Annotated in this window: 16 protein-coding genes; 8 read left to right on the top strand and 8 right to left on the bottom strand. The window is 72.0% G+C overall.

Annotated elements, in window-relative coordinates; all coding sequences use genetic code 11:
• The first annotated feature begins 80 nt into the window (after window positions 1–80).
• On the top strand, window positions 81–917 hold the full coding sequence (locus Q2K19_RS02745; protein WP_302767336.1) for an IS5 family transposase: 837 nt from the start codon (window positions 81–83) through the stop codon (window positions 915–917).
• A 245-nt stretch (window positions 918–1,162) separates the two neighbouring features.
• Window positions 1,163–1,999, top strand: coding sequence for an IS5 family transposase (locus Q2K19_RS02740; protein ID WP_302767334.1), 837 nt, complete (start codon window positions 1,163–1,165; stop codon window positions 1,997–1,999).
• Window positions 2,000–2,039: 40 nt separating this feature from the next.
• Here Q2K19_RS02740 and dtd read toward each other — a convergent pair whose 3' ends face one another.
• The gene (gene dtd / locus Q2K19_RS02735; RefSeq protein WP_302767332.1) at window positions 2,040–2,462 is read right to left on the bottom strand and encodes a D-aminoacyl-tRNA deacylase; all 423 of its coding nucleotides are present in this window, start codon (window positions 2,460–2,462) and stop codon (window positions 2,040–2,042) included.
• Window positions 2,462–3,946 (bottom strand): DUF7782 domain-containing protein, encoded by a 1,485-nt coding sequence (locus tag Q2K19_RS02730; RefSeq protein WP_302767330.1) that lies wholly within the window; start codon window positions 3,944–3,946, stop codon window positions 2,462–2,464. The genes dtd and Q2K19_RS02730 overlap by 1 nt, the downstream gene beginning before the upstream one ends.
• A 134-nt stretch (window positions 3,947–4,080) precedes the next feature.
• Between Q2K19_RS02730 and Q2K19_RS02725 the strand changes: the two genes are divergently transcribed.
• Window positions 4,081–4,656, top strand: coding sequence for an HhH-GPD-type base excision DNA repair protein (locus Q2K19_RS02725; RefSeq protein WP_302767327.1), 576 nt, complete (start codon window positions 4,081–4,083; stop codon window positions 4,654–4,656).
• A gap of 62 nt (window positions 4,657–4,718) precedes the next feature.
• A complete protein-coding gene (locus Q2K19_RS02720; protein ID WP_302767324.1) occupies window positions 4,719–4,877 on the top strand; it encodes a hypothetical protein in 159 nt (52 codons plus the stop codon).
• 14 nt (window positions 4,878–4,891) lie between these two features.
• Here the strand turns inward: Q2K19_RS02720 and Q2K19_RS02715 are convergent, their stop codons facing one another.
• Together Q2K19_RS02715 and Q2K19_RS02710 are read right to left on the bottom strand one after the other, a co-directional pair.
• Complete coding sequence (locus Q2K19_RS02715) at window positions 4,892–5,203, bottom strand: hypothetical protein (RefSeq protein ID WP_302767323.1); 312 nt, start codon at window positions 5,201–5,203, stop codon at window positions 4,892–4,894.
• The gene (locus Q2K19_RS02710; protein WP_231934773.1) at window positions 5,193–5,504 is read right to left on the bottom strand and encodes a hypothetical protein; all 312 of its coding nucleotides are present in this window, start codon (window positions 5,502–5,504) and stop codon (window positions 5,193–5,195) included. The genes Q2K19_RS02715 and Q2K19_RS02710 overlap by 11 nt, the downstream gene beginning before the upstream one ends.
• 106 nt (window positions 5,505–5,610) lie before the next feature.
• Between Q2K19_RS02710 and Q2K19_RS02705 the strand changes: the two genes are divergently transcribed.
• Window positions 5,611–5,970 (top strand): DUF3099 domain-containing protein, encoded by a 360-nt coding sequence (locus tag Q2K19_RS02705; protein WP_302772223.1) that lies wholly within the window; start codon window positions 5,611–5,613, stop codon window positions 5,968–5,970.
• Between the two features lie 102 nt (window positions 5,971–6,072).
• Here Q2K19_RS02705 and Q2K19_RS02700 read toward each other — a convergent pair whose 3' ends face one another.
• Entirely contained in the window at window positions 6,073–6,972 is a 900-nt protein-coding gene (locus Q2K19_RS02700) for a carbohydrate kinase family protein (protein WP_302767321.1), read from the bottom strand.
• On the bottom strand, window positions 6,969–7,904 hold the full coding sequence (locus Q2K19_RS02695; protein ID WP_302767320.1) for a pseudouridine-5'-phosphate glycosidase: 936 nt from the start codon (window positions 7,902–7,904) through the stop codon (window positions 6,969–6,971). The genes Q2K19_RS02700 and Q2K19_RS02695 overlap by 4 nt, the downstream gene beginning before the upstream one ends.
• An 88-nt stretch (window positions 7,905–7,992) precedes the next feature.
• Between Q2K19_RS02695 and Q2K19_RS02690 the strand changes: the two genes are divergently transcribed.
• From Q2K19_RS02690 to Q2K19_RS02680, 3 genes are all read left to right on the top strand, one after another.
• On the top strand, window positions 7,993–8,211 hold the full coding sequence (locus tag Q2K19_RS02690) for a DUF3039 domain-containing protein (RefSeq protein ID WP_030502976.1): 219 nt from the start codon (window positions 7,993–7,995) through the stop codon (window positions 8,209–8,211).
• Window positions 8,212–8,251: 40 nt separating this feature from the next.
• Window positions 8,252–8,902 carry a trimeric intracellular cation channel family protein gene (locus tag Q2K19_RS02685; RefSeq protein ID WP_302767313.1) on the top strand — a complete coding sequence of 217 codons (651 nt, stop codon included), beginning with the start codon at window positions 8,252–8,254 and terminating at the stop codon, window positions 8,900–8,902.
• A gap of 184 nt (window positions 8,903–9,086) precedes the next feature.
• Window positions 9,087–10,820: a DEAD/DEAH box helicase gene (locus Q2K19_RS02680; RefSeq protein ID WP_302767310.1), complete on the top strand. Its 1,734-nt coding sequence runs from the start codon at window positions 9,087–9,089 to the stop codon at window positions 10,818–10,820.
• A gap of 165 nt (window positions 10,821–10,985) precedes the next feature.
• Here the strand turns inward: Q2K19_RS02680 and Q2K19_RS02675 are convergent, their stop codons facing one another.
• Both Q2K19_RS02675 and Q2K19_RS02670 read right to left on the bottom strand, forming a co-directional pair.
• Entirely contained in the window at window positions 10,986–11,219 is a 234-nt protein-coding gene (locus Q2K19_RS02675) for a DUF7455 domain-containing protein (RefSeq protein ID WP_013284786.1), read from the bottom strand.
• A gap of 244 nt (window positions 11,220–11,463) precedes the next feature.
• On the bottom strand, window positions 11,464–13,074 hold the full coding sequence (locus Q2K19_RS02670) for an RNA polymerase sigma factor (RefSeq protein ID WP_302767300.1): 1,611 nt from the start codon (window positions 13,072–13,074) through the stop codon (window positions 11,464–11,466).
• Window positions 13,075–13,160 lie beyond the last annotated feature (86 nt).

Raw genomic sequence — 13,160 nt, 5'->3', positions numbered from 1 at the left:
GCTCAGTGCGTGTTTGAGAAGGCCGGGTGTGGACGGTGTGGCGGCGTGACGATGGCCGCCGGGGCGGGCAGGGTGTCTGGGTGTCGTCGCCTCGTCGTGGTTACCCGTCGGACCTGACCGATGCCCAGTGGGCGTTGATCGAAGGGTTGTTGCCGGAGCCCAGCACGGACGGGCGGCGGGAGAAGCACCCTCGTCGGGAGATCGTCAACGCGATCTTGTACGTGGTCCGCTCGGGGTGTCCGTGGCGGTACCTGCCGGCGGATCTGCCGCCGTGGCAGACGGTGTACTGGTATTTCGTGCGCTGGGAGGACGCCGGTGTGACCGAGAACCTGCTGGCCACGCTGCGGGTCAAGGCGCGGGTGCAGGACGGGCGGAATCCGGAGCCGTCGGCGGGGATCATCGACTCGCAGTCGGTGAAGGGCGCCGACACCGTCGGGCAGCAGACGCGTGGTTACGACGCGGGTAAGAAGGTCAACGGCAGGAAACGGTTCATCATCACCGATACCGGCGGGCTGTTGGTCACCGTGGCGGTGATGGCCGCGTCGTGGCAGGACCGCGACGGCGCGAAGACGGCCCTGCTCGGCGCTTATCTGGCCACCCCGATCCGGCACGTCTTCGCCGACCAGGGCTTCGCGGGCCGTCTCGTCGACTGGACCCGCGACACCTTGAAAATCACGCTGGAGATCGTGCGCAAGCCCGCTGAGCAGCGGGGCTTCGCCGTGCACCCGCGCAGGTGGGTCGTGGAGCGGACCCTGGCATGGCTCACCGCCTGCCGCCGGCTGGCCCGCGACTACGAACGCCACCCTGAAACCTCCGAAGGCATCGTCAGGTGGGCCGCCATCGCCGGCATGACCCGCCGCATCACCCGCGGCCGACCAGCCCGACGGCAGGCAAAGCGCACCTTCATCTGGACCTGATCAAGTCCCTCTCAAACACGCTCTCACTGGGCGTTTTGATCACTCTCGCTGCATATTGCTGCTTTCGTGGGCCTGGTCGGTGAGGCGTCGGCAGGGTCGAATGATCACTACTGGGGCCAGGTCGCCTAATTGATGTCGATGCGAGATGCCTTGCTTTGATCCGCAGATCGTGTCTGGTTCACAAAGTTCGGGAATCGGCGGACCCCGAGTGCGACCCACCTCGTGGTCCACAGTAGACATCTCGTATGGCCGAACGACCTGCCTACCCCTCCGACCTGTCCGACGCCCGTTGGGCGCTGATCGAACCACGACTGGACGCCTGGCGCCAGGCGCGCACCGATGCTGGCGTCGGGGGACGCAAACCCACCTACGACCTGCGGGAGATCTTCAACGCGATCCTCTACGTCAACCGCACCGGCATCGCGTGGCGCTATCTGCCGCACGACTTCCCGCCCTGGCAGACCGTCTACGGCTACTTCACCGCCTGGACAGGCGATGGCATCTTCACCCAGCTCAACTACGAGCTCACCGGACTGGCCCGCGCCAAGGCCGGACGCGCCGCTCAGCCGTCGGCCGGTGTGATCGACACCCAGAGCGTGAAGACCTCCACCAACGCGCCGCTGGCCAGCCAGGGCATCGACGCCGGCAAGAAGATCGTCGGACGCAAACGCGGCATCGTCACCGACACCCTCGGTCTGCTCCTCGCCGTCATCGTCACCGCGGCCAGCGTCACCGACAACACCATCGGCGTCGACCTCCTCGATCAGGCCAAAGCCGCGCATCCCGCCCTGGCCAAGACCTGGGTCGACGCCGGCTTCAAGAACAAGGTCATCGAACACGGCGCCACCCTCGGCATCGACGTCGAGGTCGTCGCCAAAGACCCGCACATCAAAGGATTCTCGGTGGTCAAACGCCGATGGGTCGTCGAACGCACCCTGGGCTGGATCATGCTGCACCGGCGCCTGGCCCGTGACTACGAAGCCCTACCCGACCACTCCGCCAGCATGATCCGCATCGCGATGATCGACAACCTCACCAAACGGGTCACCGACGAAACCACCCCAACCTGGCGAGACATCTGAAGATCACATCACTCACAAAATACGTGAATCAGACGCCCTCTCAGAGGTCCAGGAGGAGGGTGCGGGGGCCGATGTTGACGCTCTCGACCAGCATGTGGGTGCGGAAGCGGCCGGTCTCGACCTTCGCGCCCCGGGCGCGGAGGTCCTCCACCACCGCTGTCACCAGGGGTTCGGCCAGCTCGGCGGGGGCGGCGGCGGTCCAGCTCGGACGGCGGCCCTTGCGGGCGTCGCCGTAGAGGGTGAACTGGCTGACCACCAGGATCGGGGCGCCGGTGTCGGCGGCGCTCCGCTCGTCGTCCAGGATGCGCAGCTCGTGAATCTTGCGCGCCATGGTGGACGCCACCTGCGGGGTGTCGGCGTGCGTCACGCCGAGCAGCACCAGGAGGCCGTCCGCGATCTCGCCGACCACCTCCCCGTCGACGGTCACGCTGGCCCGGCCGACGGTCTGCACTACGGCCCGCATCAGCCCTCCACCGGCTCGATGATGCCCCGCTCGACCAGGTGCGCCACGATCGGTCCGGCCGCCTCGGCCAGCTCGTCGGGGGCGACGTCGTGCGCCACGGCGAGCAGCGCCAGCTGGTCCCGCAGCGGCAGCCGGCCGTCGGCGCCGCCGACCAGGGCGAGCACCAGCGGGTCGATCTCCTCCGACCAGCGCAGCCCGCGCGGCAGGGCGAGGACCTGCCGGTTCACCGCCCAGCCCTCCTCGCCCATGGTCGCCTCCTGGCGCAGCTGGAGCCCGTCGGCGGCCCGGTACCGCGCGGCGAGCAGCCCGTCGGTGTCGCGGTCGCGCAGCCAGTCCTGCCGGTCGAACCACTCGGCGATCCGGTCGCCCATCGGCGGCTCCACCCGCTGCCGCAGGTCCTCGACCCGGATCACCGGCTGGTCGTGGCCGGCGCGGCGCAGCGAGACGATGCCGAAGCCGATCGCCTCCACCTTGTGCGCGTCGAACCAGTCCAGCCAGGCCGCCATCCGCTGGGGGTCGGCGGCCTCGCCGACGTCGGTGAGCCACAGGTTGACGTACGCCATCGGGTCGGCCACCTCGCGCTGGATCACCCAGGCGTCCAGTCCGGTGCCGGCGAACCAGCCGGTCACCCGCTCGGCCCAGTCCTCGCCGGCGACGTGCACCCAGTTGGCCAGGTACTGCATCGTCCCGCCCTCGGTGAGCAGGTGCGGCGCGGCGGCGGCCAGCTCGGCGCCGATCGCGTCGCCGACCCGGCCCGAGTCCCGGTAGACGTGGGTGGTGGTGCCGGGGCCGACCACGAAGGGCGGGTTGCTGACCACCAGGTCGAAGCGGCGTCCGGCGACCGGGGCGACCATGTCCCCGCGCAGCAGTTCCCAGTCCTGCCCGTTGAGCGCGGCGGTGGTGGCGGCGAAGCGCAGCGCCCGTTCGGAGACGTCGGTGGCGGTCACCCGACGGGCGTGGGTGGACAGGTGCAGGGCCTGGACCCCGGAGCCGGTGCCCAGGTCGAGGGCGGTCTCCACCGGGCGGCGTACGGCCGCGCCGATCAGCGTCTGGGTGGCCCCGCCGATGCCCAGCACGTGCTCGGCGTGCAGCGGCCGGCCGGGCCGGGCGCTGGCCGGCACGTCGGCGAGCACCCACCAGTCGTCGCCGTACGGCTCCAGGTCGACGCCCGCGCGCAGACCGTCGCCGTGCCGTTCGACGAGGCCGCCGGCGAGCGCCTCCTCGACGGTCAGCGGGGCGAGCGCGGCGGCCACCGCCGCCGACGGCTCGGTCTGGTCGCAGATGAAGACCCGGATCAGCGTGGCGAGCGGGTCACCGTCCTCGGTGGCGCGCAGCGCGGCCCGGAAGTCGTTGCGGGCCACGCCGCCGGTGGCCCGCGGGCCGAGCCGGTCGGCGATGCCGTTGGAGGTGAAGCGCGCCCCGGTCAGCGCGGTGCGCAGCGCCGCGACGCCCGCGGGGGAGAGCAGCATGTCATGACGGTCCACGTCGTCATCCTGCCTCCCCGGGCCGGCCCCGCGGCCGGCACCCGCGACATCTTCGCGCCCGTGTCCACCGGGCCGCGTCACGTCCTGCGGGGAGTCGGCGTGGCGGGCGGCGGCCCGACCGGCAGGATGGGGGCATGACGCTCTCGCTGCCCATCGATCCGGCCGCCAACGAACTGCTGGCCCGCAGCCCGCTGGCGCTGCTCCTCGGCATGGTGCTCGACCAGCAGGTGCCGATGGAGAAGGCGTTCTCCTCCCCGTACGTGCTCGCGCAGCGGCTGGGCCACGAGCCGGACGCCCGGGAGCTGGCCGGGTACGCCCCGGAGGGCCTGGTCGCGCTCTTCGCCCAGCCCCCGGCCCTGCACCGGTTCCCCAAGGCCATGGCGGCCCGGGTGCAGGAGGTCTGCCGGGTGCTCGTCGAGCGGTACGACGCCGACCCGGCGCGACTCTGGTCCGACGCCGCCGACGGGCGTGAGCTGCTGCGCCGGGTGGGCGAGCTGCCCGGCTTCGGCAAGCAGAAGGCGCAGATCTTCGTCGCCCTGCTCGGCAAGCGGTTCGGGATCGCCCCGGACGGCTGGCGGGAGGCGGCCGGCGGCTACGGCGACGCGGACGCGTACCGGTCGGTGGCCGACGTGACCGACCCCGAGTCGCTGCGCCGGGTGCGGGAGTACAAGCAGCGGATGAAGGCGGAGGCGAAGGCCGCGAAGGCCTGACGCAACCCGCACCCGCGGCGGCTCGTTGACGTGACCGTCGGGACGGCGACGTTGGGCGGGTGATGACGGACGAGCGGGGGGCGGAACTCCTGCGTGCCGGTGGGGTCAGCCACCGCGCGACCTTCCGGGAGCTCTTCCTCGACGTCGTCTTCGCCTTCACCCGGGTCTCGCTGCGCCTGATCCACGACGTGACGACGGGCGGCCCCGTCCCGCCGATGTGAGGTCGCCCCGGGACTCAGGCGGCGGTGGGGCGGGACAGGGCCGCGAGGGCCCGGCGCACGTCGGCCAGGGAGACGGTGGCGGATTCGTCCAGGTCGGCCAGGCCGGCCTCGATCCACTGCCGCATCAGCGTGGTCACCCCGATGCCGCGTGCCTCGGCGGCCGCCCGGACCCGTTCGTACGTCTCCAGGGGCAGGCGCACCGAGCGACTGACCATCGGCACGTCGGTGTCGGGGATGGGCAGCTCCACCGGCTGGCTCTCGTCGATCAGGTCGGCGAGCGCGTCGTCGCCGTCGTGGAACCGCTTGGTCGCCTCGTTACGGTGCATCGTGACCGCCTCCTCGTCGGCGCGATCTCCGCACGGCCTCGTCGTAGCGCTTGGCCTCGACGTCGCTCAGTTCGCGGGCGGAGAGGATGTCCCAGTCGTTGTCGGTGCCGTCGGCCTCGGCCAGCAGCACGGCGAGCCGCCGCCCCCGGTGGTCGGTCGCGTAGACCACCATGACGTCGTCGCCGAGATGCCGGATGACCCGGCGGGTGCTGTGCAGGGCCTCCCAGACTTCCCCGGGCGTGACGTCGTAGACCCGCAGGTTGGCCAGCGCCTCGTCGGTGAAGCTGAACCGGTTGCCCACGAGTGGAGCGTACCACGCACGTAACACGCGCCGCCTTGTCACGATTTTCGCCGATCAACCGTCGGGGGTGACAGGATGAGGCGTAATCCCCTCGAGGAGGTCCGTGGTGAAGCGTCCGGCGCACCAGCCGATTCTGATCACCGACGCCTCACGCAGCCAGGACGACCAGCTCAGCAGCCGCCAGAAGCGCTACGTGCTGATGATGGGCATCCGGGTGGCGTGCCTGGTGGTCGGCGCGACCCTGGTCGGCGTGAAGGCACCCCTGCTCTGGCTCTGGCTGCCGCTGTGCGGCCTCGGGATGGTGCTCATCCCGTGGCTCGCGGTGCTGCTGGCCAACGACCGCCCACCCAAGGAGCAGCACCGCCTGGCCAACAAGCTCCACCCCCGCCCCCACGACGACCCCCCACCCCCCATGTCCCTCACCCCCGACGAACACCCCCACAAAATCATCGACGCCGAACCCTGACCCCCTCCCTTCCCCCTCCCCGCGATCTTGCACTTCGTGCCCGGGCGGAACGCCCGAACCGGACGCGGGCGGGGCCGTAAGTGCAAGATCGCCGCGTGGGGGTCAGGGGGTGGGGCGGGCGCCGATGGAGGAGACCGCCAGGGCGCCCAGGTCGCCGGCGCGGGAGAGGGCCGCTCGGGGGTCGGCGCCGGAGAGCCAGGCGGTGAGCAGGCCGGCGGCGAAGGCGTCGCCCGCGCCGGTGACGTCGACCACCGGAACCCCGTGGGCCGGGGTCGTCTCGACCGCGCCGCTCCGGTCCACCCAGATCGCGCCGGCCGCGCCCCGCTTCACCACCACCCGCCGGGCCACCACGGCGAGGGCCCGCGCCTGCGCCGCCGGGTCCAGCCCGCCGGCCAGCACCGTCGCCTCGTCCGTGTTGACCAGCAGCAGGTCGACGTCGCGTACCCAGCTCAGGAAGGCCGCCGCGCCGGCCCGCCGCAGGGGCGCCGCGGACGCCGCGTCGACGCTGGTGGTGAGTCCGCCCTCGCGGGCCACGGCCAGCGCGCGCAGTCCCGCGCCGCGCGACCCGGCGTCCAGCAGGGTGTACGCGGACAGGTGCAGATGCCCGGCGTCGGGCGCCGCGGCCAGGGCCCGGTCGACCTGCTCGGCGGTCAGCCGCAGGTTCGCCCCCCGCTGGCTGACCATGGTCCGCTCCCCGTCGTGGGCGAGCACGAGGACGGTGCCGGTCGGGTAGCCCTCGTGCCGCTCCACGGCGCAGGTCACGCCGACCCGCTCCAGCTCGGCGATCCGCTCCCGACCCGCCTCGTCGTCGCCGACCGCGGCGACCAGCGTCACGTCCGCACCCTGCGCGGCGAGCCAGGCCGCCGTGTTGGCCGCCTGGCCGCCCCCGCTGAACCGGATTGTGGCCGCGGTGTCCGAGCCGGTCGCCAAAGGACCGGAGAGCACCGCGACCACGTCGGTGATCACGTCGCCGACCACGACGACGCGCGGCGTCCGGCTCATGCCGGGGAGTCGGTACGCCGGGCCGCCGCGGCGACCGCGATCCGTGCCGCCAGGTCGGCGTTGCGCAGGATGATCCGGACGTTCACCGCCAGGCTGGCGCCCTTGGTGGCGGCGTGGAAGTGGGCCAGCAGGAAGGGGGTGACGGCCTTCCCGGTCACCCCGTCCTCGGCCAGCATGGCCAGGCCGTCGGCGAGGGTGCGGTCGTGCAGCGCCGGGTCGAGCTGCTCGTCCACCGGCAGCGGGTTCGCCACGATCAGCCCGCCCTGGTGCACACCCTGCCGCTCCCGGGCGGCGAGCACGTCGGCCACCTGCTCCGGCGACTCCACCGACCAGTCCAGTTCGAAGCCGGCGTCGGTGAGGTAGAAGCCGGGGAAGCGGCGGGTGCGGTAGCCGACCACGCTCACCCCCAGCGTCTCCAGTCGCTCCAGGGTGGCGCCGACGTCGAGGATCGACTTCACCCCGGCGCAGACCACCGCGATCGGCGTCCGGGCCAGGGTGACCAGGTCGGCCGACTCGTCGAAGGTCTGCGCCGCCTCCCGGTGCACCCCGCCCAGCCCGCCGGTGGCGAAGACGCCGATCCCGGCGGCCGCGGCCACCGCGCTGGTCGCCGCCACCGTGGTGGCGCCGTCCGCGCCGGTCGCCGCCGCCACCGCGAGATCGCGTACGGAGAGCTTGCTCACCCCGTCGACGGTGGCCAGCCGGGTCAGCTGGGCGTCGTCCAGGCCCACGATCAGCTCGCCGCCGACCATCCCGATGGTGGCCGGGACGGCGCCTCCGTCCCGGACCGCCTGCTCGATCTGCCGCGCGACCAGCAGATTGTCCGGCCGGGGGAGGCCGTGCGAGACGATGGTGCTCTCCAGGGCCACGACGGGGTGGCCGTCGCGGAGGGCGTCGGCCACCTCGGTGCCGAAGCTGATGTGAAAGTTGGTCACTTCGGCTACGGTACGGGCCGCTTCTGGCGCGGGCCCAGGTGGACCGGGCCGGATCGACCTGCAAAACTGGACCGTTGGAGGTGTAGTCGTGAGTACAGAGGTTCTCGAGCGTCCCGAGCTGAAGGACGCCGACACCGGCCCGGAAATGTTCCACTACGTCCGCAAGGAGAAGATCGCGGAGAGTGCCGTCATGGGCACCTTCGTCGTGGCGCTCTGCGGCGAGACCTTTCCGGTGACCAAGGCGGCCAAGCCGGGTTCCCCGGTCTGCCCCAAGTGCAAGGAGATCTACGACTCGTACGCCGAGTGATCCGGGGCGGCCGTCCCGGCCGCCCGCGTAACCTGCGGCGGTGACCACCTCCACCGCCCTGCTCCTCGCCGACCTCACCGGCGTGGCGGTCTTCGCCGCGTCCGGCGCCTCCGCGGCGGTGGCCAAACGGCTGGACCTGTTCGGGGTGGTCTTCGTCGGTGTCGTCGCCGCGCTCGGCGGCGGCATCTTCCGCGACCTGGTCATCGACGAGGTCCCGCCGCTGGCCTTCGCCGATTGGCGCTACGCGGTGGCCGCGGCGGTCACCGCCGCCGCCATCTTCTGGCTGCACCCGCAGTTCGCCCGGCTGCGCACCACCGTGCTGGTGCTCGACGCGGCCGGTCTCGGCCTGTTCACCGTCACCGGCACCCTCAAGGCCCTCGACGCGCACGTGCCGCCGGTCGGTGCCTGCATGATCGGCATGCTCACCGCGATCGGCGGCGGCCTGGGCCGGGATCTGCTCACCGGCGAGATCCCGGTGGTGCTGCGCCGGGAGATCTACGCCGTCGCCGCGCTGGCCGGATCGATCGTGGTGGCCCTGCTGTCGGCGTACGGACAGGCGAAGGCGGCGCCGCTGACCGCCGCCGCCACCTTCGTCTTCCTGCTGCGCCTGGTGTCGCTGCGCCGGCGCTGGTCCGCCCCGGTGGCCACGCTGCGCCCGCCCCGCACCGGCACCCGCGGCCCCCAGGGCTGAGCACCCCACCGGTGGGGTGGGCGGATGTGACCAGCGTGGCGTCGAGTGGGGAGAACCGGCCCCGCTGGTTATGCTGAGTCGGCCTTCGCGGCACCGAATGCGCGAGGGCCTTTTCATGGGCGGCGGTACCCGTGGCCCTCGGCCGGGCTCGCCCCGCCGCCGTTGGAGCGGAGAGGAGCTACGCGTGGCACCGCGGTTGCCGGCGCTCGAGACGTTCCCGCCCCTGCGTGCCTGGCAACGCAAGGCAATGGTGGAGTACCTGCGCCGCCGTACCGAGGACTTCACCGCGGTCGCGACGCCCGGCGCCGGCAAGACCACCTTCGCCCTGCGGATCGCCGCCGAGCTGCTCAACGACGGCACGATCGACGCGGTCACGGTGGTCGCTCCGACCGAGCACCTGAAGACCCAGTGGGCCCAGTCCGCGGCCCGGGTCGGCATCCAGCTCGATGCCGCCTTCCGCAACGCCGATCTGCACTCCGCCGCCGACTTCCACGGTGCCGTCGTCACGTACGCACAGGTCGGCATGGCGCCGCAGGTGCACCGGCGGCGCACCATGACCCGGCGGACGCTGGTCATCCTCGACGAGATCCACCACGCCGGCGACTCGCGTACCTGGGGCGACGGCGTCAAGGCGGCCTTCGAGCCCGCGGTGCGCCGGCTGATGCTCACCGGTACGCCGTTCCGCTCCGACGACAACCCGATCCCGTTCGTCGGCTACGAGCGCGGTGGCGACGGGCTGTTGCGCTCCCGCGCCGACTCGGTCTACGGCTACTCCGACGCGCTGCGCGACGGCGTGGTCCGGCCGGTGCTCTTCCTGGCGTACTCCGGGGAGACCCGGTGGCGCACCAACGCGGGGGAGGAGTTGGCCGCGCGGCTGGGCGAGCCGATGACCCAGGACCTGATCGCCCAGGCCTGGCGTACCGCGCTGGATCCGGCGGGCGACTGGATGCCGCAGGTGCTGCGGGCCGCCGATGCCCGGCTGACCGTGCTGCGCAACGCCGGCATGCCCGACGCGGGCGGCCTGGTGATCGCCAGCGACCAGCAGACCGCCCGCTCGTACGCGAAGCTGATCGAGCAGCTGACCGGCGAGAAGGCTGCCGTGGTGCTCTCCGACGACCAGGGCGCCTCGGCGCGGATCGCGACGTTCGCGGCCTCCGAGCAACGCTGGCTCGTCGCGGTGCGGATGGTGTCCGAGGGCGTCGACATCCCTCGGCTGGCCGTCGGCGTCTATGCCACCAGCGCCAGCACCGCGCTCTACTTCGCGCAGGCGATCGGCCGGTTCGTCCGGGCCCGCCGGCCCGGCGAGACGGCCTCGGTCTTCCTGCCCAGCGTGCCGCACCTGCTCGGGCTGGCCAGCGAGATGGAGGCCGAGCGGGACCACGTGCTCGGCAAGCCGAAGGACTCCGACGGCTTCGACGACGACCTGCTGGAGCGTGCCCAGCGGGACGACCAGGCCAGCGGCGAGCTGGAGAAGAGGTTCGCCGCGCTCTCCGCGACCGCCGAGCTGGACCAGGTGATCTTCGACGGCGCGTCCTTCGGCACCGCCGCCCAGGCGGGCACCCCCGAGGAGGAGGAATACCTCGGCCTTCCCGGGCTGCTCACCGCCGACCAGGTTGCCATGCTGCTCACCAAGCGACAGGCCGAGCAGCTCGCCGCGCAGCGGCGCAGGGCCGCTCAGCAGCCCGCTGAGCCGGCCGCTGCGGCCCCGGCGGTGGCTGCGCCCCCGATGAGTGCCGCCCAGCGCCGGGTGGCGCTCCGCCGGCAACTGAACGCCCTGGTGGCCGCCCGGCACCACCACACCGGCCAGCCGCACGGCAAGATCCACGCCGAGCTGCGCCGCCTCTGCGGCGGCCCGCCGAGCGCCCAGGCCACCATCGAGCAGCTCGAAGAGCGCATCGCCACCGTCCAGACCCTCTGACCGCGCTCCCGCCCGGCCTCACCCCCTCCGGGTGATCATGAGGTTTGCGGCGATGTCGATGATCGACGCCGCAGTGAGCGGGGCGGGGCGGGGATGTGAAAGAGCCGGCCGGAGCACCCTTTCGGGGCCTCCGGCCGGCTCTGTCGCGGTTATCTGGTTACCGGCTCAGTTCGCCATCAGATCGGCGCCACGCCAGCTGAACTCCGGGTCCGACGCGTACCGCACGGTGATCTTCACGAGATCCTCCGCGTACTTGTTCGCGTGGTGCCCACAGAACACCAGCTCACTCCCACCCGCCAGAGTGATCCGGAGCTTGCCGGCAGCATTGCAGCGGTCGCACCGTTCATCGGCGGCCGGGGGGCTCACCGTCTCGGGCGGCGGCGTGAGGGTCGGGGTCATCGCCTTCCTCCTCTGGTCGTCACCGATGAACACTCTCTTCGGTTGCTCACCTATCGTGCAACACCCTTCTCGGGCCCTGCCTTCCCTGTGTGCCCGTCGGGGACGGAGGTCACACCTGGCGTGGAAGACAGTGTGCCGTGCACCAAGGGTGCCACGCCAACGATCACAAACAGGCAACCGACCGATCACCAAAGAGTGTTGTACGGCTGGTGATCAAACCGACACGACTCGTTGACGTGTGGGGTCAGTCCAGATAGTCGCGGAGCACCTGGGAACGCGAGGGGTGCCGCAACTTGGACATGGTCTTGGATTCGATCTGACGGATGCGCTCCCGGGTCACGCCGTACACCTGGCCGATCTCGTCCAGGGTGCGCGGCTGGCCGTCGGTGAGGCCGAACCGCAGGCGTACCACGCCCGCCTCGCGCTCGGACAGCGTCTGGAGGACCTGCTGGAGCTGGTCCTGCAGCAGCGAGAACGACACCGCGTCGACCGCGACGACCGCCTCCGAGTCCTCGATGAAGTCGCCGAGCTGGCTGTCACCTTCGTCGCCGATGGTCTGGTCGAGCGAGATGGGCTCCCGGGCGTACTGCTGGATCTCCAGCACCTTCTCCGGTGTGATGTCCATCTCCTTGGCCAGCTCCTCCGGGGTGGGCTCGCGGCCCAGGTCCTGGAGCAGCTCGCGCTGGATCCGGCCGAGCTTGTTGATCACCTCGACCATGTGCACCGGGATGCGGATGGTGCGGGCCTGGTCGGCCATGGCGCGGGTGATGGCCTGGCGGATCCACCAGGTGGCGTAGGTGGAGAACTTGTAGCCCTTGGTGTAGTCGAACTTCTCGACCGCGCGGATCAGGCCGAGGTTGCCCTCCTGGATCAGGTCGAGGAAGGCCATGCCGCGGCCGGTGTAGCGCTTGGCCAGCGAGACGACCAGCCGGAGGTTCGCCTCCAGCAGGTGGTTCTTGGCCCGCTCGCCGTCCCGGGAGATCCACATCAGGTCGCGCTGCATGTCGCGGGTGAGCTTCTCCTCGCCCTCGTCGGCGGCGCGCAGGCGCTCGGCGGCGTAGAGGCCGGCCTCGATCCGCTTGGCGAGCTCGACCTCCTGTTCGGCGTTGAGCAGCGGCACCTTGCCGATCTGCTTCAGGTAGGCCCGGACGGAGTCGGCGGAGGCGGTCAGCTCGGCGTCCCGGCGCGCCTGCTTGAGCGCCTCGGACTCCTCGTCGTCCCACTCGAAGTCGTTGTCGGTGGCGGAGCTGGCCGCGTCGGCCTCGGCGGCCTGGGTCAGCTCGGCCGGCTCCTCGACCACCACGTCCTCGATCTCGGCGGCGAGTTCCTCCGGGTCGATCTCGCCCTCGGCGCCCTCGCCCTTCGGGGCGTCCTTGGCCGGCTTGGCCGCGGCGGTCTTCGCGGCCACCGTCGCCTTGGTGGCCCGGGTCGCCTTGGTGGCCTTCGCCGGGGCGGCGGCCTTGGCGGCCACCTCGGCGGTGGTGCCGGCGGCCTTGCGCGCGGTCGCCTTCCGCGGGGCGGGAGCCGGGGCCTCCTCGGCGGCCGGCGCCTGCTTCGGGGCGGGCGCGGCGGCCTTCTTGGTGGTCTTGGCGGTGGTGGCCCGCGAGGCGGGCGTGGCCGACCGGGCGGCGGCCACCCGGCGGCGGGTGCTGGCCGAGCCGTCCACGACCACCGTCACCCCCGCCTCGGAGAGCGCACGGAGGATCTTCTTGGCCTGGGCCGGGGTCACCTCGGCGGACTCGACCGTGCGCGCGAGCTGGGCCGACGTGAGCTGGCCGCCGGCGCTCTGCGCGTGGGCGATCAGGGTGTCGGTGAGCGAGCGAACGTCGGCGCCGGTCTGGCGGGGTTCTGTCACGAATGACCTTCCGGAGGCGAAGAGCGAGCACGGCCGGGTCGTCCGGCGCAGCATGGAATGCCGTGTCGGGCGATGTCGTTGAGGGA

It is taken from the genome of Micromonospora sp. NBRC 110009 (assembly GCF_030518795.1).
Lineage (GTDB): Bacteria > Actinomycetota > Actinomycetes > Mycobacteriales > Micromonosporaceae > Micromonospora.
This window is presented reverse-complemented; position numbering and strand designations above follow the sequence as displayed.

Coding starts and splice junctions, on each gene's coding strand:
- Q2K19_RS02740 (WP_302767334.1), top strand. CDS start 1,163: ATGGCCGAACGACCTGCCTACCCCTCCGACCTGTCCGACGCCCGTTGG.
- dtd (WP_302767332.1), bottom strand. CDS start 2,462: ATGCGGGCCGTAGTGCAGACCGTCGGCCGGGCCAGCGTGACCGTCGAC.
- Q2K19_RS02725 (WP_302767327.1), top strand. CDS start 4,081: ATGACGCTCTCGCTGCCCATCGATCCGGCCGCCAACGAACTGCTGGCC.
- Q2K19_RS02720 (WP_302767324.1), top strand. CDS start 4,719: ATGACGGACGAGCGGGGGGCGGAACTCCTGCGTGCCGGTGGGGTCAGC.
- Q2K19_RS02715 (WP_302767323.1), bottom strand. CDS start 5,203: ATGCACCGTAACGAGGCGACCAAGCGGTTCCACGACGGCGACGACGCG.
- Q2K19_RS02700 (WP_302767321.1), bottom strand. CDS start 6,972: ATGAGCCGGACGCCGCGCGTCGTCGTGGTCGGCGACGTGATCACCGAC.
- Q2K19_RS02675 (WP_013284786.1), bottom strand. CDS start 11,219: ATGACCCCGACCCTCACGCCGCCGCCCGAGACGGTGAGCCCCCCGGCC.